The following is a 21511-nucleotide window of genomic DNA, read 5'->3' on the forward strand; positions in this document are numbered from 1 at the left end:
GGCGCATCCCCCTCCGAGGAGATGACCGCTACACGATGTACCACCTCTTCTTCCGGCTCTTCTTCCGGCGCATGGACGCCGAGAGCGCCCATCACCTGGCCTTCCGGTGGATCCGGCTGGTGGCGCGGATCCCCGTCCTGCGCACCTTCGTCGCGGCGGCGCTCGCGCCGCGCTACGCGTCGCTGCGTACCGAGGCCCTGGGCCTGCGGATGCACGGCCCGTTCGGGCTGGCGGCCGGGTTCGACAAGAACGCGGTCGCCATCGACGCGATGGCCATGCTCGGCTTCGACCACGTCGAGATCGGCACGGTCACCGCGCAGGGCCAGTCCGGCAATCCGCGGCCCCGGCTGTTCCGGCTGGTCGCCGACAGCGCGCTGATCAACCGGATGGGCTTCAACAACGACGGGTCCGCCGCCGTCGCGGACCGGCTCGCCGCCCGGCGACCGGTCTTCCGTACCACCGTCGGCGTCAACATCGGCAAGACCAAGACGGTCCCGGAGGAGGCGGCGGCGGGCGACTACGTGACGTCCACCGAGCGGCTGGCCGCGCACGCCGACTACCTGGTGGTCAACGTGTCCTCGCCGAACACGCCGGGACTGCGCAATCTCCAGGCGACCGCCGCCCTGCGCCCGCTGCTGACGGCGGTACGCGAGGCCGCCGACCGTACGGTGACCGACCGCCACGTGCCGCTGCTGGTCAAGATCGCGCCCGACCTGGCGGACGAGGACGTGGACGCCGTCGCCGACCTCGCCGTGGAACTGGGCCTCGACGGCATCATCGCCACCAACACCACCATCGCCAGGGACGGCCTCGGCCTGGCGTCCGACCCCCGGCTGACCGCGGAGACCGGCGGGCTGTCCGGCGCGCCGCTGGGCGACCGCTCCCTGGAAGTGCTGCGCAGGCTGTACGCGCGGGTCGGCGACCGGATCACGCTGGTCGGCGTCGGCGGCATCCGCGACGCGGAGGACGCCTGGCAGCGGATTCTCGCGGGCGCCACCCTGGTGCAGGGCTACAGCGCCTTCATCTACCAGGGCCCCTTCTGGATGCGCGCGGTCCACAAGGGCCTGGCCGCCCGCCTGGCCACCAGCCCGTACGCCACGCTCGCCGACGCCGTCGGCGCCGACACACGGAAGGTGCCGGTATGACCCCGACCCCGCCGCAGGTGGAACTCGAACCCTTCGGCGCGCGGCTGCGCCGTGCCATGGACACCCGCGGACAGCTCTGCGTCGGCATCGACCCGCACGCCGCGCTGCTCACCGCCTGGGGTCTCAACGACGACGTGGCCGGTCTCGAACGCTTCACGATGACCGTGGTCGAGGCGCTGGCCGACCGTACGGCGGTCCTCAAACCGCAGTCGGCGTTCTTCGAGCGCTTCGGCTCGCGCGGTATCGCCGTACTGGAGCGGGCGGTCGCCGAGGCGCGGGCCGCGGGCGTCCTGGTGCTGATGGACGCCAAGCGCGGCGACATCGGCTCGACGATGGCCGCGTACGCCGCCACGTATCTGGACAAGGACTCGCCGCTGTTCTCCGACGCGGTCACGGTCAGCCCCTATCTCGGCTTCGAGTCGCTGCGGCCCGCGCTGGACGCGGCGCGGATCTCGGGGTCCGGGGTCTTCGTCCTCGCCCTGACCTCCAACCCGGAGGGCGCGGAGGTGCAGCGGGCGACGGCGGCGGGCGGCGCGTCCGTCGCGCAGGTGATGCTCGACCACATGGCGGCCGAGAACGCGGGTGTGACGCCGCTGGGTTCGGTCGGCGCGGTGGTCGGCGCAACGCTGTCGGAGGCGGGCGCGGACCTCGACATCAACGGGCCGCTGCTGGCGCCCGGCATCGGGGCGCAGGGCGCCACGCCCGCGGGACTGCCGGCGCTGTTCGGCTCCGCGGTGGCCAATGTGGTGCCCAGCGTCAGCCGGGACGTGCTGCGGCACGGACCCGACGCGGCGGGACTGCGCGAGGCGGCGGCGCGCTTCACCGACGAGGTGCGCGCGGCGGTCTCGGGCGGGTAGCCGTACCGGTCGGGGGTAGGCGGCCCAACGACGGTGCGCGGTAGGGGAGTCCGGGTCCTCCGGGGCCCGGACGGACCCCAAAACGTTGCCCCGGTCGCGCCCCTGATGGGGCCGGTCGCGCGCTGTTTAAACGTCAAAAAGAAGGTTCAGATTCAACCACCGAACGAATTGACGCAGAAACCTGTTCCGCTTTGCCCCAAATATCCCGCTGGATCGAGTCTGACCAGGACTTTTCGTCTGTTCTCGCTGACTTGAGCCGTTCGGACCGCTAGTCTCCGACAGGAGCGGCGACGTTCACTCGCGTCGCTTCTCGCCCCGTAAACGCGGGGGGAGTGTGCTCCACCACACGGTCCATATCCGATTGCTCTACATCCGAGGTGACGTAGGCGTGGCTCTTCCGCCCCTTACCCCTGAACAGCGCGCTGCCGCGCTCGAAAAGGCCGCCGCGGCTCGCCGGGAGCGCGCCGAGGTCAAGAACCGGCTCAAGCACTCCGGCGCCTCTCTGCACGAGGTCATCAAGCAGGGCCAGGAGAACGACGTCATCGGCAAGATGAAGGTCTCCGCTCTCCTGGAGTCCCTGCCCGGCGTCGGCAAGGTGCGCGCCAAGCAGATCATGGAGCGGCTCGGGATCTCCGAGAGCCGTCGCGTCCGTGGTCTGGGCTCGAACCAGATCGCGTCCCTGGAGCGCGAGTTCGGCGGCGCCTCCGCCTGACGGTCCTCGTGCCCCCGGCAAGCTTTGCCCCGCCGCGGCACCAGCACCTCCGGGAACCAGGGATAATCGCTCCATGAGTTCTACAGTCTCCCGGGGGGCGGCCCGCCCCCTCGCTTCGCAGGGGGCCACTCCGGCCCCCCCGGACAGACACCCGCGACTGACCGTGCTCTCCGGCCCCTCAGGGGTCGGCAAGAGCACGGTCGTCGCCCACCTGCGCACGGTGCACCCCGACGTCTGGCTGTCGGTCTCCGCCACCACGCGCAAGCCGCGCCCCGGCGAGCAGCACGGTGTCCAGTACTACTTCGTGGACGACGACGAGTTCGACAAGCTCGTCGCCAACGGCGAACTGCTGGAGTGGGCCGAATTCGCCGGGAACCGCTACGGCACGCCCCGCGCGGCCGTGCTCGACAAGCTCGGCGCGGGCGAGCCCGTGCTGCTGGAGATCGACCTCCAGGGCGCCCGGCTGGTCCGCGAGTCGATGCCCGAGGCGCGCCTGGTCTTCCTCGCGCCGCCGAGCTGGGAGGAACTGGTCCGCCGCCTCACCGGGCGCGGCACCGAATCGCCCGAGGTGATCGAGGAACGGCTGAGCGCGGCCAAGGTCGAACTGGCCGCCGAGGCCGAGTTCGACGTGACCCTTGTCAACACCTCGGTCGAGGCTGTAGCGCGTGAGCTGCTAGCCTTGATGCAGATTGACTGAGCTGACTCAGTCTTTTCCGTTTTCCATCAGTAGTAGGGGTAGGTAGAGCGTGTCCTCTTCCATCACCACGCCCGAGGGCATCATCAATCCTCCGATTGACGAGCTGCTCGAAGCCACCGATTCGAAGTACAGCCTGGTGATCTACGCCGCCAAGCGGGCGCGCCAGATCAACGCGTACTACTCCCAGCTCGGTGAGGGCCTGCTGGAGTACGTCGGCCCGCTCGTGGACACCCACGTGCACGAGAAGCCGCTCTCCATCGCGCTGCGCGAGATCAACGCGGGTCTGCTGACCTCCGAAGCGGTCGAGGCACCCGCGCACTGACGCCAGCACACATCCACACGCGTTTCAGCACGGGCCCGGCGGAGCGACCGCCGGGCCCGTGGTGTGTCATGGGACGTGTCACGTGACCCGCGCGGAACGGGTCGCGGGACAGGTCGCAGGACGGTTCGGACGACGGATCTCGGGTCGGGAGACACGATGGCGAAACCACAGGTCGTGCTGGGTGTGAGCGGCGGCATCGCCGCCTACAAGGCGTGCGAGCTGCTGCGGCGGCTCACCGAGTCGGGGCACGGCGTGCGGGTGGTGCCCACCGAGTCCGCGCTGCACTTCGTCGGCGGGGCCACCTGGTCGGCGCTGTCCGGCAACCCGGTCTCCACCCGCGTCTGGGACGACGTCCACGAGGTCCCGCACGTACGGATCGGCCAGCACGCCGACCTCGTCGTGGTCGCCCCCGCCACCGCCGACCTGCTCGCCAAGGCCGCCCACGGCCTCGCCGACGACCTGCTCACCAACACCCTGCTGACCGCCCGCTGCCCGGTGGTCTTCGCCCCCGCGATGCACACCGAGATGTGGGAGCACCCGGCCACCCGGGAGAACGTCACCACCCTGCGGCGCCGGGGCTGCGTCGTCATCGAACCCGCCGTCGGCAGGCTGACCGGCGTCGACACCGGCAAGGGACGGCTGCCCGACCCCGCCGAGATCTACGAGGTCTGCCGCCGCGTGCTGCGCCGGGGACCCGCCGAGCCGGACCTGGCCGGACGCCATGTGGTGATCAGCGCGGGCGGTACCCGCGAACCCCTCGACCCGGTCCGCTACCTCGGCAACCGCTCCTCCGGCAAGCAGGGCTACGCGCTGGCCCGTACCGCCGTGGCGCGCGGCGCCCGGGTCACCCTCCTCGCGGCCAACACCGGGCTCCCCGACCCGGCCGGCGCCGACGTCGTCACCGTCGGCACCGCGGAACAGCTCAGGGAAGCGGTGCTCAAGGCCGCCGCCGACGCCGACGTGGTGGTGATGGCCGCCGCCGTCGCGGACTTCCGCCCCGCGCGGTACGCGGCGGGCAAGATCAAGAAGAAGGACGACCAGGAGCCCGCGCCGATCACCCTGGTCCGCAACGCCGACATCCTCGCCGAGATCTCCGCGCACCGCGCCCGGCCGGGACAGCTCGTCGTCGGCTTCGCCGCCGAGACCGACGACGTCCTCGTCAACGGACGCGCCAAGCTCACCCGAAAGGGTTGTGATCTGCTCGTCGTCAACGAAGTGGGTGACGGCAAGGCGTTCGGCACCGAGGAGAACGAGGCTGTGGTACTGGGCGCCGACGGCAGCGAGACCCCCGTACCGTACGGGCCCAAGGAGGATCTCGCGGACCGGGTGTGGGATCTTGTCGGCGCGAGATTGCCGGAAAGCGACACTCGGGTGGACGCGTGATGACGCGTTCCGCCACGAATCCAAAGGCCGAGATGCCGTGTCACGTCCGCGGCGGCGGACTATAAGCTTGCAGTGGAGTGCCGGGCGCAGCCCTGCGCACTCCGCCCAGATTCAGCCAGCAGCCGCTGCAACCCCAGGGAGCGATGTGTCCCGCCGCCTGTTCACCTCGGAGTCCGTCACCGAGGGACACCCAGACAAGATCGCTGACCAGATCAGCGACACCATCCTCGACGCCCTCCTCAAGGCCGACCCGCACTCCCGGGTCGCCGTCGAGACGCTGATCACCACCGGTCAGGTGCATATCGCGGGCGAGGTCACGACCACCGCCTACGCCGATATCGCCACCCTGGTGCGCAACAAGATCCTGGAGATCGGCTACGACTCCTCCAAGAAGGGCTTCGACGGCGCCTCCTGCGGCGTCTCGGTGTCCATCGGCGCGCAGTCCCCTGACATCGCACAGGGTGTCGACACCGCGTACGAGAAGCGCGTCGCGGGTTCCGCCGCGACCGACGACGACCTGAACAAGCAGGGTGCGGGCGACCAGGGCCTGATGTTCGGCTACGCGTCCGACGAGACGCCCGAGCTGATGCCGCTGCCGATCACGCTCGCCCACCGCCTGTCCAGGCGGCTGACCGAGGTCCGCAAGAACGGCCAGATCCCGTACCTGCGCCCGGACGGCAAGACCCAGGTCACCATCGAGTACGACGGCGACAAGGCCGTCCGCCTCGACACCGTCGTGGTCTCCTCGCAGCACGCCTCCGACATCGACCTGGAGTCGCTGCTCGCGCCCGACATCCGGGAATTCGTCGTCGAGGTCGAGCTGAAGGCCCTGCTCGACGACGGCATCAAGCTCGACACCGACGGCTACAAGCTGCTGGTCAACCCCACCGGCCGCTTCGAGATCGGCGGCCCCATGGGTGACGCCGGGCTCACCGGCCGCAAGATCATCATCGACACCTACGGCGGCATGGCCCGCCACGGCGGCGGCGCCTTCTCGGGCAAGGACCCGTCCAAGGTCGACCGCTCCGCCGCTTACGCCATGCGCTGGGTCGCCAAGAACGTCGTCGCCGCCGGGCTCGCCGCGCGCTGCGAGGTCCAGGTCGCCTACGCCATCGGCAAGGCCGAGCCCGTCGGTCTCTTCGTCGAGACCTTCGGCACCGCGAGCGTCGACGTCGAGAAGATCGAGCAGGCCATCAGCCAGGTCTTCGACCTGCGGCCCGCCGCGATCATCCGCGACCTCGACCTGCTCCGCCCGATCTACGCCCAGACCGCCGCCTACGGCCACTTCGGCCGCGAGCTGGAGGACTTCACCTGGGAGCGGACGGACCGCGTCGACGCCCTGCGCTCGGCCGCCGGGCTCTAAGTCCGTACGGCGCCCCCGCCCCGGTATGGGGGCGCCGTCTCGCGGCGGCGCGAGTGTGTCCGAGGGGTCTGTAAGAATCGCAAGGTGAGCAGCGAGAACGGTCAGGACGCCGAGCCCCCCGCAGGGGAGCAGCTCGCGCTCATTCGGGAGACCGTCAAGAAGGCGAAGGAGCCCAAGGCCAAGCCGCGGACATGGCGCGGGGCGGCCCTCGCCGAAGGGCTGCCGGTGGCACGGGTGCTGGTCGACAAGGGGCTGCTGCACCTGGACCAGTTCTTCGACTACGCGGTGCCGGCGGCCATGGACGAGGAGGCCAGACCCGGCGTACGGGTCAGGGTCCGCTTCGGGGCGCGCGTGGTGAAGGGCAGGAGAGAAGGCGGCTCGCTGCACGACGGCTTCATCGTCGAACGGCGGGCCGAGAGCGACTTCCGCGGCCCCCTCGCCCCGCTCGCGCAGGTGCTGTCGACCGAGCAGGTGCTGACCCCGCCGCTGCTGAAGCTGTGCCGCCAGGTCGCGGACCGGTACGCCGGAGCGCTCGCCGACGTCGTCCAGCTCGCCGTACCGCCCAGGATGGCCCGCGCCGAGCGCGACCCGTCACCGGGACCGCTGCCGGACCCGGCGGCGCCGGAGCCGGGGAGCTGGCAGCGGTACGCGACGGGCCCCGCGTACCTCCAGGCGCTGGCCCGCGGCGACACGCCCCGCGCGGTCTGGCTCGCGCTGCCCGGACCGCACTGGCCGCGCGAACTGGCGGTGGCCGTCGCCACCACCCTCGCCTCTGGCCGCGGCGCCCTGGCCGTACTGCCCGACGGCCGGTCCGCCGCCCGGGTCGACGCGGCGCTGACCGAACTGCTCGGCGAGGGCCGCCACGTCCTGCTCACCGCCGACGCGGGCCCCGAGGAGCGGTACCGGCGCTGGCTGGCCGTCAGCCGCGGCGCGGTACGGGCCGTCGTCGGCACCCGCGCCGCGATGTTCGCGCCCGTCACCGACCTCGGCCTCGTCGCGCTCTGGGACGACGGCGACTCCAGCCACGCCGAGCCGCACGCTCCGCAGCCGCACGCCCGTGACGTCCTGCTGTTGCGCGCCGCCGAGGAACGGACCGCGTTCCTGCTCGGCGGCCTCACCAGCACCGTCGAGGCGGCCCAGCTCGTGGACAGCGGCTGGGCGCTGCCGCTGGCGGCCGGCCGGGACGAGGTACGGGCGGCGGCGCCGCTGATCCGCACGGTCGGCGACGGCGACCAGGCCAGGGACGAGGCCGCGCGCGCCGCCCGGCTGCCGTCGATCGCCTGGCAGGTCACGCGGGAGGCGCTGGCGCGCGGCCCGGTCCTCGTCCAGGTGCCGCGCCGCGGCTACGTACCCCGGCTCGCCTGCGACAACTGCCGCGAACCCGCCCGGTGCACCGCCTGCGCCGGGCCGCTCGAAGTCCGCGAGCAGGGCGGCACCCCGCACTGCGGCTGGTGCGGGCGGCCCGCCGCCGACTGGCACTGTCCCGAATGCGGCGGCTTCCGGCTGCGCGCCCAGATCGTGGGCGCGCGGCGCACGGCCGAGGAACTGGGGCGCGCCTTCCCCAAAGTGCCGGTACGCACCTCGGGGCGCGACACCGTCCTCGCCTCGGTCGGCGCGGCCCCCGCGCTGGTCATCGCCACCCCCGGCGCCGAACCCGTCGCCGACACCGGCTACGCGGCGGCCCTGCTGCTCGACGGCTGGGCGCTGCTGAACCGGCCCGACCTGCGCGCCGGTGAGGAGGCGCTCCGGCGCTGGGCGCACGCCGCCGCCCTCGTACGGCCCGCGGGCGAGGGCGGCACCGTCGTCATCCTCGGCGAGCCGACCCTGCGGCCCGTCCAGGCCCTCGTCCGCTGGGACCCCGCCGGGCACGCCCTGCGCGAGCTGGCCGAACGCGCCGAGCTGCGCTTTCCGCCGGTCTCCCGGATGGCCTCGGTCGTCGGGCCCCCGGCCGCCGTGGTCGACCTCCTCGACACCTTGCGGCTCCCGCCGGGTACCGACCAGCTAGGGCCCGTGCCCCTGCCCGTCCCCACGCCCGGCCCCGGCCGCACCCGCCGCCACGGGGAGCCGCCGCCCGGCGAGCAGTGGGAACGGCTTCTGCTCCGCGTGCCCCCCGGCACCGGCTCCGCCCTCGCCGCCGCCCTCAAAGAGGCCCAGATCGCTCGCGCCACCCGTGGCGCCTCCGACCCGGTCCACGTCCGCATGGACCCCCCCAACATCGGCTGACCGGCTCCGCCGGGGGTTCCCCACTTTCCCGGTGACCCGGTTGACCGCCCCGAACGGCCCCTGTCCCGCGACGGCTTTCCCGCGCCCCTGGCGGGGGCTCTCGGCCGCGTGGGGCAAGCGCACGTAGTCGTGCACGTGGCGATGGGGCCGGTCTTTCGAGGGGCGCGGGGAACTGCGCGACGAGCCACGACGGACCGTCGTGGGAAGCGGACCGCGTGTCCCAGGGCCCTGGGGGGAGGATGGGGGAAGGCACGGCGAGCCACGACGGGCCGTCGTGGGGGAAAAGGGGGCAACCCCCTCCCGGAAGCGCGCCGCAGGCGCGCGGTGCCCGACCTGTCGGCGTGGCGGGCGGCGGCGGGACTACGGCGCGGAGGAGGGAGGGGGGGAGGGGACGGCGTCAGCCGTTGCGCGGCCCGGGGAAGGACGTGACGGCGTCCTCACGGTCGTCGCGTGGCTCACGCGCTTCCAGTGCCCCCAGCGGAAGCGGGCCCGGCGGAAGCGCCCCCGGCATGGAACGGGCGGCGGGGACGGAGGCGAGGGGCGCGGGGCTGCCGGTCACCACCCCGTGCCCGGAGGCGGCCTGCTCGTCGGGTCCGGGAGGCGCGCTGCGGCGCCCGCCGTACCGGCGGTGCACCGCCTGTTTGGTCACGCCGAGCGCGGAGCCGACGGCGTCCCAGGAGAACCCCAGGGAGCGGTCGAACTCCACGGCCGCGGTGACCAGGGTCTCCACGCTGTCGCGCAGCTCCTGAGCGAGCCGGACGGTCGGGGCGGGCGCGCGGCCGTACACGACGAATCCGGCGGTGGGGCCGCTGCGGCGCGGCCGGTAGACGTTGCCCAACTGGGCGGTCAGGGTCCGCAGCGCGTCCACTTGGCGGCGGACCCTTTCGATGTCCCGCACCAGCAGGTGCAGGCTGGCCCGTGCCTGGGCGTCAGGGGTTGCGTGGTCGGGCATCAACAAGCCTCTCCAACCGGCGGTTACTTAAGGAATGGGCCGTGTGCATTGACCCGAATTCGGGCAAACTCTCTTGACCAACGCGCCAGCCGCCCATGGAGTCACGCAGCAAGGGGCGCAGCCCACCCCTCGGGGGGCGCGCGGCCGGGCGCGCACCCCCGCCACGGCGGGCCGAACGCGCCTCTAGAATTGACCCCTGCCCCGTCCCCGGGGCGGTCAGGACGGCCGGCACCCGGCGTCCGGAGCCGCCGCCGTACGCCCGTTCCAGGAGACCGCCGCCGTGTCCGTCAAGCCCATCCGCCTCTTCGGTGACCCGGTGCTGCGCATGACGGCGCAGCCGGTCACGACCTTCGACAAGGAACTGCGCACGCTCGTGCAGGACTTGACCGACACCATGCGGGACGCGCCGGGCGCGGGCCTGGCCGCGCCGCAACTGGGCGTCTCCCTGCGGGTGTTCACCTACTTTGTCGAGGGCGAGCTGGGCCACCTGATCAACCCGGAGCTGACGCTCAGCGAGGACGAGCAGGACGGTCCCGAGGGCTGCCTGTCGCTGCCTGGCCTGACGTACGACTGCAAGCGCGCGTACGGCGTCGTCGCCAAGGGCCGCAACATGTACGGCGACCCGGTCACGATCGAGGGCACGCAGCGGCTCGCCCGCTGCATCCAGCACGAGACGGACCACCTGGACGGGGTCATCTTCATCGACCGGCTCGACACCGAGCAGCGCAAGGCCGCGCTCAAGGCGATCCGCGAGGCGACCGAGGGCCCGGACGGCATCTGGCGGGTGCCGGGCGAGAACAGCGTGCCGCAGGTGAAGATCTCGCCGCACGACACCTTCGGGCGCGGGCAGTGACGCCCGCCCCCTGACGGCGGCGAACCGTCGCGCCGTCGCGCCGTCAGGCCGAAAAGCCCGCCCGTGAACCACCATCGAGAGGCACACCCCGCACGATGAGGCTCGTCTTCGCCGGCACCCCCGAGGTCGCCGTACCCGCACTGGACGCACTGCTGGCCTCCGACCGGCACGAGGTCGTCGCCGTCGTGACCCGGCCCGACGCGACGGCCGGGCGCGGCCGCAAGCTGCTGGCCAGCCCCGTCGCCGAGCGGGCCGCCGAGGCCGGCGTCGAAATCCTCAAGCCCGCGCGCCCCCGCGACGAGGACTTCCTCGCCCGGCTGCGGGAGATCGCCCCCGACGCCTGCCCGGTCGTCGCCTACGGCGCGCTGCTGCCCAAGGCCGCGCTCGACATCCCCGCGCACGGCTGGATCAATCTGCACTTCTCGCTGCTGCCCGCCTGGCGCGGCGCCGCGCCCGTGCAGCACGCGGTCATGGCAGGTGACGAGGTCACCGGCGCGTCCACCTTCCTCATCGAGCAGGGGCTCGACTCCGGGCCCGTCTACGGCGTCCTCACCGAGGAGATCGGCCCGACCGACACCAGCGGCGACCTGCTCACCCGGCTCGGCCGCAGCGGCGCCGGGCTGCTCGTCGCCACCATGGACGGCATCGAGGACGGCCGCCTCGTCGCCCGGCCCCAGCCCGCCGACGGGGTCACCCTCGCGCCCAAGATCACCGTCGAGGACGCCGCCGTCGACTGGACGGCGCCCGCGCTCCGCGTCGACCGCCTCATCCGGGGGTGCACCCCCGCGCCCGGCGCCTGGACCCTGACCTCCGGCGAACGCCTCAAGCTCGGGCCCGTCCGGCCCCAGCCCGACCGCGTCGACCTCGCCCCCGGCGAGCTGGGCGTCGCCAAGAACGCCGTGTACGTCGGGACGGGGAGCCACGCCGTTCTCCTCGGGGAGGTGCAGCCGCAGGGCAAGAAGCGGATGGCCGCCGCCGACTGGGCCCGGGGCGCCCGCATCCCGTCCGGCTCCCGCCTCGGGGCCTAGGGCGGACACGCCCTGGGGCCTGTCCGCAGGGCAGAAGTACGCCCCGCGCCGCAGGCGCTTAGGGTGGACGGCGACCGACCTTCGTAAAAATCGGAGCACCTTCACACGTGAACGACCAGCCGCGCCGCCGCCCGCAGGGCAAGCCGTACCGCCGACCCCAGCGTGACCCCGTCAGAATCCTGGCGTTCGAGGCGCTGCGGGCGGTGGGGGAGCGGGACGCGTACGCGAATCTGGTGCTGCCCGGCCTGCTGAAGGCGGCGGAGGCGGAGGCGGTGAAGAAGGGCCGGGAGTTCGACCGGCGGGACGCGGCGCTGGCGACAGAGCTGGTGTACGGGACGCTGCGGCGGCAGGGAACGTACGACGCGGTGATCGCGGCCTGCGTGGACCGGCCCTTGCGCGAGGTGGACCCGCCCGTGCTCGACGTGCTGGCGCTGGGCACCCACCAGCTGCTCGGGACGCGTATCCCGACGCACGCGGCGGTCTCGGCGAGCGTGGAGCTGGCCCGGGTGGTGCTCGGCGACGGCCGGGCGAAGTTCGTGAACGCGGTGCTGCGGAAGGTCTCCGCGCACGACCTGGACGAGTGGCTCGAACTGGTCGCGCCGCCGTACGACGAGGACCCCGAGGACCACCTGGCCGTCGTGCACTCGCATCCGCGCTGGGTCGTCTCGGCGCTGTGGGACGCGCTCGGCGGCGGCCGGGCCGGGATCGAGGACCTGCTGGCGGCGGACAACGAGCGGCCCGAGGTGACGCTGGTCGCGCGCCCCGGCCGGTCGACCGCGCGCGAGCTGATGGAGTCGCTGCCGCCGGACACGACGGAGCCCGGCCGCTGGTCGCCGTACGCGGTACGGCTGGCCGAGGGCGGTGACCCGGCGGCCGTGGACGCGGTCCGCGAGGGCCGGGCCGGCGTGCAGGACGAGGGCAGCCAACTCGTCGCCGCCGCGCTGACCGCCGTCCCGCTCGACGGCCGGGACGCCCGCTGGCTCGACGCCTGCGCGGGCCCCGGCGGCAAGGCCGCGCTCCTCGCGGCCCTCGCGGCCCAGCGCGGCGCGGAACTCGTCGCCGCCGAGAAGCAGCCCCACCGCGCCCGCCTGGTGGCCCGCTCCCTGGCGGGCAACCCCGGCCCGTACCAGGTCGTGGTCGCCGACGGCACCCGCCCCGCCTGGGCCGAGGGCTCCTTCGACCGCGTCCTGGTCGACGTGCCCTGCACCGGCCTCGGCGCGCTCCGCCGCCGACCCGAGGCGCGCTGGCGACGGCGCGCCGAGGACGTACCCACCTTCGGCCCCCTCCAGCGCGGCCTGCTCACCGAGGCCCTGCACGCCGTGCGCGTCGGCGGCGTCGTCGGCTACGCGACCTGCTCCCCGCACCTGGCGGAGACCCGCGCCGTCGTGGACGACATCCTCCGCGACGACCGCGCCCCGGCCGCCGAGCGCATCGACGTACGCCCGCTGCTGCCCGGTGTCCCCGCCCTCGGCGACGGCCCCGACATCCAGCTCTGGCCGCACCTGCACGGCACGGACGCGATGTACCTCGCCCTCCTGCGCCGTACGGCCTGACCGCCCGCCGGGAGCCGGTCGCCCGCGTTCAGCCGCGCGGGCGAAAAACATCCGGCGGCGATGTCGAGAAACCGCGCACGGCTCCGTCCCCGAGGTGAAGCGCGACCACAATGGGCCGCATCCGCACCGAGGAGAAGCACCATGGCGAAGTATCTGCTGCTCAAGCACTACCGGGGCGCCCCGGCGCCGGTGAACGACGTACCCATGGCGCAGTGGACGCCCGAGGAGATCTCGGCGCACGTGACGTACATGAACGACTTCGCGACCCGCCTCGAGGAGACCGGCGAGTACGTCGACAGCCAGGCGCTCGCCCCCGAGGGGACCTTCGTGCGGTACGACGGGGAGGGCCGTCCGCCGGTCACCGACGGGCCGTTCGCCGAGACCAAGGACGTCATCGCCGGGTGGATGGTGATCGACGTCGACAGCTACGAGCGGGCCCTCGAACTGGCAGGGGAGCTGTCGGCCGCGCCCGGCGCCGGGGGGAAGCCGATCCACGAATGGCTGGAGCTGCGTCCGTTCCTCGGCGCCCACCCCACCGTCACGGGGTGCCCCCACTGATGGACGAGGCTCTGGTCAGGAGCCTCACCCCGGCGGTGCTCGCGATCCTCGTCCGGCGCGGAGCCGACTTCGCGGCGGCCGAGGACGCGGTGCAGGACGCACTGGTCGAAGCGGTACGCGTCTGGCCCGACGATCCGCCGCGTGACCCGAAGGGCTGGCTGGTGACGGTGGCCTGGCGGCGGTTCCTCGACGCGACGCGGGCGGACACGGCCCGGCGCCGGCGTGAGGACCGGGTGGACGAGGAACCGGCGAGGGGGCCCGCCTCCGGCACGGACGACACACTCCAGCTCTACTTCCTGTGCGCGCACCCGTCGCTGACCGCGTCGTCGGCGGTCGCGCTCACCCTGCGGGCCGTCGGCGGCCTGACCACCCGGCAGATCGCCCAGGCGTATCTGGTGCCCGAGGCGACGATGGCACAGCGCGTCAGCCGGGCCAAACGCACCGTCTCCGGCGTGCGGTTCGACCGGCCGGGCGACGTCGCCACGGTGCTGCGGGTCCTGTACCTGGTCTTCAACGAGGGCTACTCCGGCGATGTCGACCTGTCCGCCGAGGCCGTCCGGCTCACCCGGCAGCTCGCGGCCGTGATCGACCACCCCGAGGTGGCGGGGCTGCTCGCCCTCATGCTGCTGCACCACGCCCGCCGGGCCGCCAGGACCGCGCCCGACGGCAGCCTCGTACCGCTCGCCGAGCAGGACCGCGGCCGGTGGGACACCGGGGCGATCGCCGAGGGCGTCGAGATCCTTCAGGCGGCGCTGGCCCGCGACCGGCTGGGCGAGTTCCAGGCCCAGGCCGCCATCGCGGCGCTCCACGCGGACGCGCCGACGGCCGAGGAGACCGACTGGGCGCAGATCGTCGAGTGGTACGACGAACTGGCGGCCCTGACCGACAGCCCGGTCGTCCGCCTCAACCGGGCGGTGGCGGTCGGCGAGGCGGACGGCCCCCGCGCCGGTCTCGCGGCGCTCGCCGCCCTCGACGACACGCTGCCCCGCTACACGGCGGTGGCCGCGTATCTCCACGAGCGCGACGGCGACCTGGCGACGGCGGCCCGGCTCTACGCGCAGGCGGCCCCGAAGGCGCCGAACCTCGCCGAGCGCGACCACCTGACCCGGCAGGCGGCCCGGCTCAACACCCGCCGCGAGCGCTGACGCGCCCATGATCCGCCGGACAGGCCCTAACGGCTGTCCGCTGGCTGCTCCCGGTCCTCCTCGCGCGCCTGCGCCGGGGCGGCTCGGGGCGAGTCGAGCCTGCTCGGCCACCACACCCGGTGGCCCAGGTCGAGGGTGATCGCGGAGACCAGCACCGAGCGGACGACGAAGGTGTCGAGCAGGACGCCGAAGGCGACCGCGAAGCCGATCTCGGCGAAGCCGACGACCGGGAGCGTGCCGAGCACCGCGAAGGTGCCCGCGAGGACGAGCCCGGCCGAGGTGATCACTCCGCCGGTGGCGGCGAGACCGGTACGGACGCCGTCGCGGGTGCCGCGTCGGACGGTCTCCTCCCGGATGCGGGTCATGAGGAAGATGTTGTAGTCGATGCCCAGCGCCACCAGGAACACGAAGACGAACAGCGGGAACGCCGTGTCCTCGCCCGCGTATCCGAACACGTGCCGGAAGACCAGCGAGCTGACGCCGAGGGCGGCGCCGAAGGACAGCACCACCGTGGCCATCAGCACCAGCGGCGCCACCAGGGCCCGCAGCAGCAGCGCCAGGATCAGCAGGACGACCAGCAGAATCAGCGGGATCAGCAGCTTGTTGTCGCGGCTCGCCGCCTGATTCGTGTCCTTCTGCACCGCCGTCCCGCCGCCGACCAGGGCGTCCGCGCCGGGGACGCGGTGCAGGGTGTCGCGGGCCAGCCGTACGGTCCGCTGGGCGGCCCCGCTGTCCGCGCGGTCGGCGAGAGTGGCCTCCAGGTAGACCCGGCCGTCCCTCTGCGCGGCCACGCCCGGCGGGGTGCCGACCGAGCCGGGCACGACGCCCTTCACCGAGGCCAGCGCCGTACGCACCTCGTCGGCGGCGCCCGCCCGCGCGATCACCACCAGCGGCTGGCCGCCACCGGCCGGGAAGTAGCGGGACTGCACCTTCTGGCCGACCACGGAGTCCGGGGTGTCGGTGAAGCTGTCCGCGCTGGACAGGCCGGTCGCCTTCAGCGAGAACAGCCCGAGGCCGAGCGCGCCGAGCACGACCACCGTCGTGATCCACACCGACCGCGGCCGGTGGCCGACCGCCGTGCCGATCCGCGACCACACACCGGCCTCGGTCGGCTCCGCGCTGCCCACGTGCGGGATCGCGGGCCAGAACACCCAGCGGCCGAAGATCACCAGCAGGGCGGGGAAGAGCGTGAGCATCGCCAGCAGGGCCACCGCGACACCGATCGCGGCGACGGGGCCGAGCCCGGAGGTCGAGTTCATGTCGGCGGCCAGCAGGCACAGCATGCTCAGCGCCACCGTGGCCGCGCTCGCGATGATCGCGGGGCCCGCCCGGTGCAGGGCGAGCGCCATCGCCTCGTGCCGGTCCTCGTGATCGCGCAACTCTTCGCGGTAGCGGGCGACGAGCAGCAGCGCGTAGTCCGTACCCGCGCCGAACACCAGGACGGTGAGGATGCCCGCGCTCTGGGCGTTGACCACCAGACCGGCATGCTCGGCGAGGAGGTAGATCACCGCCTCCGACGTGAACAGCGCGCCGATCACGGACAGCACCGGCACGAAGAGCAGGCTCAGGCTGCGGTAGGTGATCAGCAGGATCACGACGACGACGGCGAGGGCCGCGTACAGCAGGGTGCCCTCGATCCCGGCGAAGGCGTCGGCGGAGTCCGCGGAGAAGCCGCCGGGGCCCGTGATGTGCGTCCTGAGCCCGTCGTCGCCCTGCCCGACGGTGGACCTGAGCTGCTTGACCGCGTCGGCGATGGTGCTCCAGCCGCTCGGGTCGATGGTGATCGGCACGATGAGCAGCGCGGCGCGCGGCGCGGTCCGCCGGTCGAGCTGCGGTCCGACCGTACGGCTGCCGACGATGCCGTGCGCGGTCAGCGACTTGACCGAGGCGGCGTCCGCGCCGACCTTCGCCACATCCGCGTCGGTCAGGCCGCCGGGCCGGGAGTACACGACGACCGCGGGCGCGCTCTCCGGCACGAACTGCTTCTGGAGCTCCAGCACTCGGGTGGACTCCGCCTTGCTCGGCAGCCAGCTCGCCGAGTCGTTCTTCTGCGCGTCGGTGAGTTTCTGGGCCAGCGGCGAGACCACCACCAGCACGACGATCCACAGGCCGAGGACGACCCACTTGCTCCGCCGCCCGCAGACGACGTGCGCTATCCGTCCCGCTCCGCCCGCCATGAGTGCCCCCCGGGCCCGCTCGTGGTGTCGTCCCCCCGCCGTCCGACGCGACGCCCTGGGAGCGCCGGACCGTGCCGGAGAGTGATCGGCACCAGCATGGCACTGGCGTTCGTGCCGTGTCCGAGGGTTGGCGGGACCGGTGGGTGGGAACACACGTCCTCCGGATCTGGTTTGCTGGACCCATGAGCGTGCAGATCAACCCCAGCATTCTTTCCGCCGACTTCGCGCGGCTCGCCGAGGAGGCGAAGGCGGTCGAGGGCGCCGACTGGCTCCATGTCGACGTGATGGACAGCCACTTCGTGCCGAACCTCACGCTGGGGGTGCCGGTCGTGGAGTCCCTGAGCAGGGCGACGGAGACGCCGCTCGACTGCCACCTGATGATCGAGGACCCGGACCGCTGGGCGCCCGCGTACGTGGAGGCCGGCGCGGGCTCGGTGACCTTCCACGTGGAGGCGGCGGCGGCCCCGGTCCGGCTCGCCAGGGAGATCCGGGCGAAGGGCGCGCGGGCGTCGATGGCGCTCAAGCCCGCCACCCCGGTCGAGCCCTACGAGGACCTGCTGCCGGAACTCGACATGCTGCTGATCATGACGGTCGAGCCGGGCTTCGGCGGCCAGGCGTTCCTCGACATCATGCTGCCGAAGATCCGCCGCACCAGGGCGCTGATCGACCGCTACGGCCTCGACATGTGGCTCCAGGTCGACGGCGGCGTCTCGGCCGAGACCATCGAGCGGTGCGCCGAGGCGGGCGCCGACGTCTTCGTCGCGGGCTCCGCGGTGTACGGCACGGACGACCCCGCCGCCGCGGTCCGCGCGCTGCGCGAGCAGGCCGCCGCGAAGGCCGCGGAAGTGCCCCGGTGACGGGGGCGCCTACCGGGGGTTACCACGGGCGGAAGCGTCTTCGCTACGCGCCCGTAACACGGCACGATCTGCGAGGATGAGCGCGGAGCGGATCACATGGGGCAACGCGGATCAGATAGGCGACTGGGGAGAACCGACGTGAGCACAGGCCGCACACAGGTGCGCATGGGCCCCGGCGAGATGGTCCAGGCGGCGGCGATGGCACGTCGCTTCTACCTGGAGGGCAAGTCCAAAATCCAGATCGCCGAGGAGTTCGGGGTCAGCCGCTTCAAGGTGGCCAGGGTCCTGGAGACCGCCCTCGAACGCGACCTGGTGAGAATCGAGATCCGCGTCCCCGCCGAGCTGGACGCCGAGCGCTCCGACGCCCTGCGCGCCCACTACGGCCTGCGGCACGCCGTCGTCGTCGAGACCCCGCCCGACCAGGCGGACGCGCCCGACCCGGAGAACCTGGGCGCCGTCGCCGCCGACCTGCTCGGCGAGCTGGTGGACGACGGCGACGTACTGGGCTTGGCCTGGGGCCGCTCCATCATCACCATGGCCAACGCGCTGGACCGGCTCGCGCCCTGCACCGTCGTCCAGCTCACCGGCGTCTACGACGTCGGCACCACCGAGCGCGGCTCCGTCGAGGCGGTACGCACCGCCGCCGCCGTCTCCGGCGGCGAGGCGCATCCGCTCTACGCGCCGATGGTGCTCGCCGACCCCGCCACCGCCAGCGCCCTGCGCGCCCAGAGCGGCATCGCCGCCGCCATGGGCTACTTCGACAAGGTCACCGTCGCCGTGGTCTCCGTCGGCTCCTGGGAAGCGGGCGTCTCCACCGTCCACGACGCCCTCACCGACGAGGAGCGCGAGCACTACGCGGGCCTCGGCGTCGCCGCCGAGATGTCCTCCCACCTCTTCGACGCCCAGGGCCGCAGGGTCGGCCGCGACCTCGGCGAGCGCTGCATCACCATCGACGCCGACCGGCTCCGCCGGATCCCCGAAGTGCTCGCCATCGCGGGCGGTCGCCGCAAAGCCGCCGCCATCGACGCGGTACTCCGCTCCGGCCTCGTCACCAGCCTGGTCACCGACACCGCCGCCGCCGACCACCTCCTGCACTCCACCGCCCCCGCCCCCCGCCCCGCCCTCGACCGCGCCGACCCCGACGGCCCCTGACCCCTCAGGCTTCGCCGCGGTACGAGGACGGCCACCAGCCCGCCGAACGACCGGAGGGGACGGGCCGGGGTGCCCCCGCAGGAATGCGTTGACAGCCGGGTGCCGAATTCCGTGTGACCAGGTGTGACGCATTCCGAGGAGGTGCCCCGGCCCGGCACCGACCCACGGACAGCCGGTGGCGCTTCCCCCAAGAGAAACCGGCACCGCCCCACGGCCACCCGCGAGGCCCCCGGCTTGACCCGTGCGGAGTGCCGTTCCGCGCTGGAAGTGATCAAGTGTGGCAGCATCGGCGGCATGCTGCTGCGGTCCGTTCCACGCGCGGTCGCCCCCGTGCTCGCCACCTGCCTGCTCGCTCTGTTCGGGGTCCTCCTCGGCGGCTGCGCGACCCCCACCGTCGTCCCGGCCGCCCACAGCTCCGGGCGGGCCGCCCACGCCTCGTCCACCCCCGCCTGGGCCGACGGCCACCACGTCGTGCACCCCGCCGACCTGCCCCCCGAGGCCCGCACCACGCTGGCGCTGATCGACCGCGGCGGACCGTACCCGTACAGCAGGGACGGCATCGTCTTCGGCAACTACGAGAAGGAACTGCCCGCCCGGACGCGCGGCTACTACCACGAGTACACGGTGCCGACCCCGGACGCCCCGGACCGCGGCGCGCGGCGGATCGTGACCGGCCGCAACGGCGAGATCTTCTACACCTCCGACCACTACCAGAGCTTCGAGGCGGTGCTGCGATGACGGCCACCACACCGCCGGGCGACACCCTCGTACTGGATCTGACCGGGGTCGTCGACCGCCAGTCGTTCATGGACCGCTGCACCGAGCGGCTGCACCTGCCGGACTGGTTCGGCCGCAACTGGGACGCGCTCGCGGACTGCCTCACCGACCTGTCGTGGTGGCCGGTCGGCTCCGACGGGCGGCGGCTGCGGATCGAGGGCTGGCAGGAGTACGCGGCGGCCAAGCCGCGCGAGTGGCGGATCGTGAAGGACATCCTGCGCGACGCGGAGACCTTCTGGCGCGACACCGACACCGAGCTGACCGTGGCCTTGGAAGAAGACACGAACGGGGACGCCGAAGAGAGGGACGCTCGTCCGTAGGCGCACGATGCGTTCGCACGCGAATACGAAATATGTGAACCGGTCGGCGTCCGGGGACGGCCGCCCCGCGCCCGTCGCCCCGCACGGCAGGAGGCCGTACGGGGCGCGTCGGCCGCGTCAGCGCGCTAGGAGAACGTGCAAGTGATCGAGCCGATGGGCGTGTTGTTGCCGGTCGAGTTGGCCGTGAATCCGAACGTCGTGGAAGCGCCGTCCGGTGGGATCGTGCCGTTGTAGGCGGCGTTGGTGACGCTGATGCTGCCTCCGCTGACTGACTGGACTCCGTTCCACAGACTGGTGATCTGCGTTCCGGTGCCGAGCGTCCAGTTCACCTTCCAGTGACTCGACGGCGAGGCGCCGTGGTTCATCACGGTGACCTGCCCCTGGAACCCACCGCTCCAGGAGTTGGAGACCGCGTACATCGCCATGCAGGAGCCGGGGTCGGTCCCGCCTGTGCTGCCGCCGGTCGTGGTGCCGCTTGTGGTGCCAGTGGTCGTGCCGGTCGTCGTGCCAGTAGTCGTGCCGCTTGTGGTGCCGCTTGTGGTGCCGGTGGTCGTGCCGGTCGTGGTGCCGGTGGTCGTGCCGCTCGTGGTCGAACCGCCGTTGTGGATGCCACTGACCTCGCCGTGACCGCCGTCGAACGCGATGTCGGAGCAGGAGAAGAAGTTCTCATTGCTGTCCGAGCGGACCCACTGGATGAAGACCATCGCGTCACCCGTACGGTTCGAGGGCAGCGTCAGGTCCCAGTAGTAGTGGCCGCCGTCGGTTCCCGGCGACCCCACCGCGGGCGGGTTGGTGGTGCTTCCGATCGACTCCAGGTCGGCCCAGGCCAGCGGAGTGGTCGGGGACCAGCCCTGCTTGGTCACATAGACACGGAAGGTGCCCGGGTGCGCGGCCCAGTTGCTGTACTGCAACTGGATCGTGGAGCCCGACGTGAGGTGCGTCCTCGGCCAGTCGGCGCGGGCCGCGTTGTAGGCCGAGAAGTCGTACGGCGACTTGTTGCCGGCGCTGCACAGCGTTCCGTCCGGGACGTAACCCTCGCCGCGACCGCCCGCGTTGGAGTCGAGCACCGCGAACCAGTTGTACAGCGACGTCGTTCCGCTCTGGGCGACCGCCGCGGCGCAGGCCGGGTTGGTCGGCGTGAGGGCGCCGGTGGGGGTCAGGGCGTCCTCGTAGCAGAGGTAGGTGCGCGAGCCCGGCATCATCGCCACGCCGTGCGCCTGCGCGGAGCCCTGGCTGAGCAGGACCGCGCCGAACGCCGAGAGCAAAAGGGCGAAGACACCGAATAACGACAGTTGCCAGCTTCTTTTTCGCTTCAAGATCATGACCTTTCCGGGAGCTTTCCCGGGGCCGCGGCGCACCGCGGCCGGGCCACCGGGACAGCGTGGGGGGAGGGAACGGGTCTGCGAGTGGGAGCGCTCCCATTTGTGAAGCTAACAG

20 protein-coding genes are annotated in these 21511 nt (G+C 72.8%); 17 read left to right on the forward strand and 3 right to left on the reverse strand.

Annotated elements, in window-relative coordinates; genetic code table 11:
• The first annotated feature begins 35 nt into the window (after positions 1 to 35).
• The 8 genes from ACIOC1_RS17450 to ACIOC1_RS17485 all read left to right on the forward strand — a co-directional run bounded on the left by ACIOC1_RS17450 (position 36) and on the right by ACIOC1_RS17485 (position 8702).
• On the forward strand, positions 36 to 1145 hold the full coding sequence (locus ACIOC1_RS17450) for a quinone-dependent dihydroorotate dehydrogenase (RefSeq protein ID WP_391046655.1): 1110 nt from the start codon (positions 36 to 38) through the stop codon (positions 1143 to 1145).
• Positions 1146 to 1162: 17 nt separating this feature from the next.
• Positions 1163 to 2002, forward strand: a complete 840-nt coding sequence (gene pyrF / locus ACIOC1_RS17455; protein WP_391046719.1) for an orotidine-5'-phosphate decarboxylase — start codon at positions 1163 to 1165, stop codon at positions 2000 to 2002.
• Positions 2003 to 2390: 388 nt separating this feature from the next.
• A complete protein-coding gene (locus tag ACIOC1_RS17460) occupies positions 2391 to 2714 on the forward strand; it encodes an integration host factor (protein ID WP_093712873.1) in 324 nt (107 codons plus the stop codon).
• A gap of 73 nt (positions 2715 to 2787) precedes the next feature.
• Positions 2788 to 3411, forward strand: a complete 624-nt coding sequence (gene gmk / locus ACIOC1_RS17465; protein ID WP_355348790.1) for a guanylate kinase — start codon at positions 2788 to 2790, stop codon at positions 3409 to 3411.
• A 49-nt stretch (positions 3412 to 3460) separates the two neighbouring features.
• Positions 3461 to 3733, forward strand: a complete 273-nt coding sequence (gene rpoZ / locus ACIOC1_RS17470) for a DNA-directed RNA polymerase subunit omega (protein WP_033174507.1) — start codon at positions 3461 to 3463, stop codon at positions 3731 to 3733.
• Positions 3734 to 3889: 156 nt separating this feature from the next.
• The gene (gene coaBC, locus ACIOC1_RS17475; RefSeq protein WP_401855126.1) at positions 3890 to 5116 is read left to right on the forward strand and encodes a bifunctional phosphopantothenoylcysteine decarboxylase/phosphopantothenate--cysteine ligase CoaBC; all 1227 of its coding nucleotides are present in this window, start codon (positions 3890 to 3892) and stop codon (positions 5114 to 5116) included.
• 145 nt (positions 5117 to 5261) lie between these two features.
• Positions 5262 to 6479: a methionine adenosyltransferase gene (gene metK / locus ACIOC1_RS17480; protein WP_401307156.1), complete on the forward strand. Its 1218-nt coding sequence runs from the start codon at positions 5262 to 5264 to the stop codon at positions 6477 to 6479.
• Positions 6480 to 6563: 84 nt separating this feature from the next.
• Entirely contained in the window at positions 6564 to 8702 is a 2139-nt protein-coding gene (locus tag ACIOC1_RS17485) for a primosomal protein N' (protein WP_401855129.1), read from the forward strand.
• 397 nt (positions 8703 to 9099) lie between these two features.
• Here the strand turns inward: ACIOC1_RS17485 and ACIOC1_RS17490 are convergent, their stop codons facing one another.
• On the reverse strand, positions 9100 to 9654 hold the full coding sequence (locus tag ACIOC1_RS17490; RefSeq protein WP_355348803.1) for a hypothetical protein: 555 nt from the start codon (positions 9652 to 9654) through the stop codon (positions 9100 to 9102).
• Positions 9655 to 9934: 280 nt separating this feature from the next.
• On the opposite strand from ACIOC1_RS17490, the gene def reads away from it, so the two are divergent.
• The 5 genes from def to ACIOC1_RS17515 all read left to right on the forward strand — a co-directional run bounded on the left by def (position 9935) and on the right by ACIOC1_RS17515 (position 14791).
• Complete coding sequence (gene def, locus ACIOC1_RS17495; RefSeq protein ID WP_391046667.1) at positions 9935 to 10507, forward strand: peptide deformylase; 573 nt, start codon at positions 9935 to 9937, stop codon at positions 10505 to 10507.
• A 95-nt stretch (positions 10508 to 10602) separates the two neighbouring features.
• Positions 10603 to 11535: a methionyl-tRNA formyltransferase gene (gene fmt / locus ACIOC1_RS17500; protein WP_391160780.1), complete on the forward strand. Its 933-nt coding sequence runs from the start codon at positions 10603 to 10605 to the stop codon at positions 11533 to 11535.
• A gap of 107 nt (positions 11536 to 11642) precedes the next feature.
• Positions 11643 to 13088, forward strand: a complete 1446-nt coding sequence (locus ACIOC1_RS17505) for an RsmB/NOP family class I SAM-dependent RNA methyltransferase (RefSeq protein ID WP_401855132.1) — start codon at positions 11643 to 11645, stop codon at positions 13086 to 13088.
• Positions 13089 to 13229: 141 nt separating this feature from the next.
• Positions 13230 to 13646: a YciI family protein gene (locus ACIOC1_RS17510; protein WP_355348815.1), complete on the forward strand. Its 417-nt coding sequence runs from the start codon at positions 13230 to 13232 to the stop codon at positions 13644 to 13646.
• The gene (locus ACIOC1_RS17515) at positions 13646 to 14791 is read left to right on the forward strand and encodes an RNA polymerase sigma factor (protein ID WP_401855134.1); all 1146 of its coding nucleotides are present in this window, start codon (positions 13646 to 13648) and stop codon (positions 14789 to 14791) included. The genes ACIOC1_RS17510 and ACIOC1_RS17515 overlap by 1 nt, the downstream gene beginning before the upstream one ends.
• A gap of 26 nt (positions 14792 to 14817) precedes the next feature.
• Here the strand turns inward: ACIOC1_RS17515 and ACIOC1_RS17520 are convergent, their stop codons facing one another.
• A complete protein-coding gene (locus ACIOC1_RS17520) occupies positions 14818 to 16968 on the reverse strand; it encodes an MMPL family transporter (protein WP_401855136.1) in 2151 nt (716 codons plus the stop codon).
• 182 nt (positions 16969 to 17150) lie between these two features.
• On the opposite strand from ACIOC1_RS17520, the gene rpe reads away from it, so the two are divergent.
• The 4 genes from rpe (at position 17151) to ACIOC1_RS17540 (ending at position 20074) form a co-directional block, all read left to right on the forward strand.
• On the forward strand, positions 17151 to 17825 hold the full coding sequence (rpe, locus tag ACIOC1_RS17525) for a ribulose-phosphate 3-epimerase (protein WP_355348824.1): 675 nt from the start codon (positions 17151 to 17153) through the stop codon (positions 17823 to 17825).
• A gap of 138 nt (positions 17826 to 17963) precedes the next feature.
• Positions 17964 to 18977, forward strand: a complete 1014-nt coding sequence (locus ACIOC1_RS17530) for a sugar-binding domain-containing protein (RefSeq protein ID WP_391160773.1) — start codon at positions 17964 to 17966, stop codon at positions 18975 to 18977.
• Between the two features lie 294 nt (positions 18978 to 19271).
• The gene (locus ACIOC1_RS17535; RefSeq protein ID WP_355348830.1) at positions 19272 to 19715 is read left to right on the forward strand and encodes a ribonuclease domain-containing protein; all 444 of its coding nucleotides are present in this window, start codon (positions 19272 to 19274) and stop codon (positions 19713 to 19715) included.
• Positions 19712 to 20074, forward strand: coding sequence for a barstar family protein (locus tag ACIOC1_RS17540; RefSeq protein ID WP_355348833.1), 363 nt, complete (start codon positions 19712 to 19714; stop codon positions 20072 to 20074). The genes ACIOC1_RS17535 and ACIOC1_RS17540 overlap by 4 nt, the downstream gene beginning before the upstream one ends.
• A gap of 125 nt (positions 20075 to 20199) precedes the next feature.
• Here ACIOC1_RS17540 and ACIOC1_RS17545 read toward each other — a convergent pair whose 3' ends face one another.
• Positions 20200 to 21390: a lytic polysaccharide monooxygenase gene (locus ACIOC1_RS17545; RefSeq protein WP_401855141.1), complete on the reverse strand. Its 1191-nt coding sequence runs from the start codon at positions 21388 to 21390 to the stop codon at positions 20200 to 20202.
• Between the last annotated feature and the right edge of the window lie 121 nt (positions 21391 to 21511).

The organism is Streptomyces sp. NPDC088197 (assembly GCF_044741185.1).
GTDB lineage: Bacteria > Actinomycetota > Actinomycetes > Streptomycetales > Streptomycetaceae > Actinacidiphila.

What these genes read in the sequence shown, in the direction of transcription:
- ACIOC1_RS17450 (WP_391046655.1), top strand. Translation starts at nt 36, where the DNA reads ATGTACCACCTCTTCTTCCGGCTCTTCTTCCGGCGCATGGACGCCGAG.
- ACIOC1_RS17510 (WP_355348815.1), top strand. Translation starts at nt 13,230, where the DNA reads ATGGCGAAGTATCTGCTGCTCAAGCACTACCGGGGCGCCCCGGCGCCG.
- ACIOC1_RS17540 (WP_355348833.1), top strand. Translation starts at nt 19,712, where the DNA reads ATGACGGCCACCACACCGCCGGGCGACACCCTCGTACTGGATCTGACC.
- ACIOC1_RS17515 (WP_401855134.1), top strand. Translation starts at nt 13,646, where the DNA reads ATGGACGAGGCTCTGGTCAGGAGCCTCACCCCGGCGGTGCTCGCGATC.
- gmk (WP_355348790.1), top strand. Translation starts at nt 2,788, where the DNA reads ATGAGTTCTACAGTCTCCCGGGGGGCGGCCCGCCCCCTCGCTTCGCAG.
- coaBC (WP_401855126.1), top strand. Translation starts at nt 3,890, where the DNA reads ATGGCGAAACCACAGGTCGTGCTGGGTGTGAGCGGCGGCATCGCCGCC.
- fmt (WP_391160780.1), top strand. Translation starts at nt 10,603, where the DNA reads ATGAGGCTCGTCTTCGCCGGCACCCCCGAGGTCGCCGTACCCGCACTG.
- ACIOC1_RS17520 (WP_401855136.1), bottom strand. Translation starts at nt 16,968, where the DNA reads ATGGCGGGCGGAGCGGGACGGATAGCGCACGTCGTCTGCGGGCGGCGG.
- ACIOC1_RS17535 (WP_355348830.1), top strand. Translation starts at nt 19,272, where the DNA reads ATGCTGCTGCGGTCCGTTCCACGCGCGGTCGCCCCCGTGCTCGCCACC.
- ACIOC1_RS17490 (WP_355348803.1), bottom strand. Translation starts at nt 9,654, where the DNA reads ATGCCCGACCACGCAACCCCTGACGCCCAGGCACGGGCCAGCCTGCAC.
- rpe (WP_355348824.1), top strand. Translation starts at nt 17,151, where the DNA reads ATGAGCGTGCAGATCAACCCCAGCATTCTTTCCGCCGACTTCGCGCGG.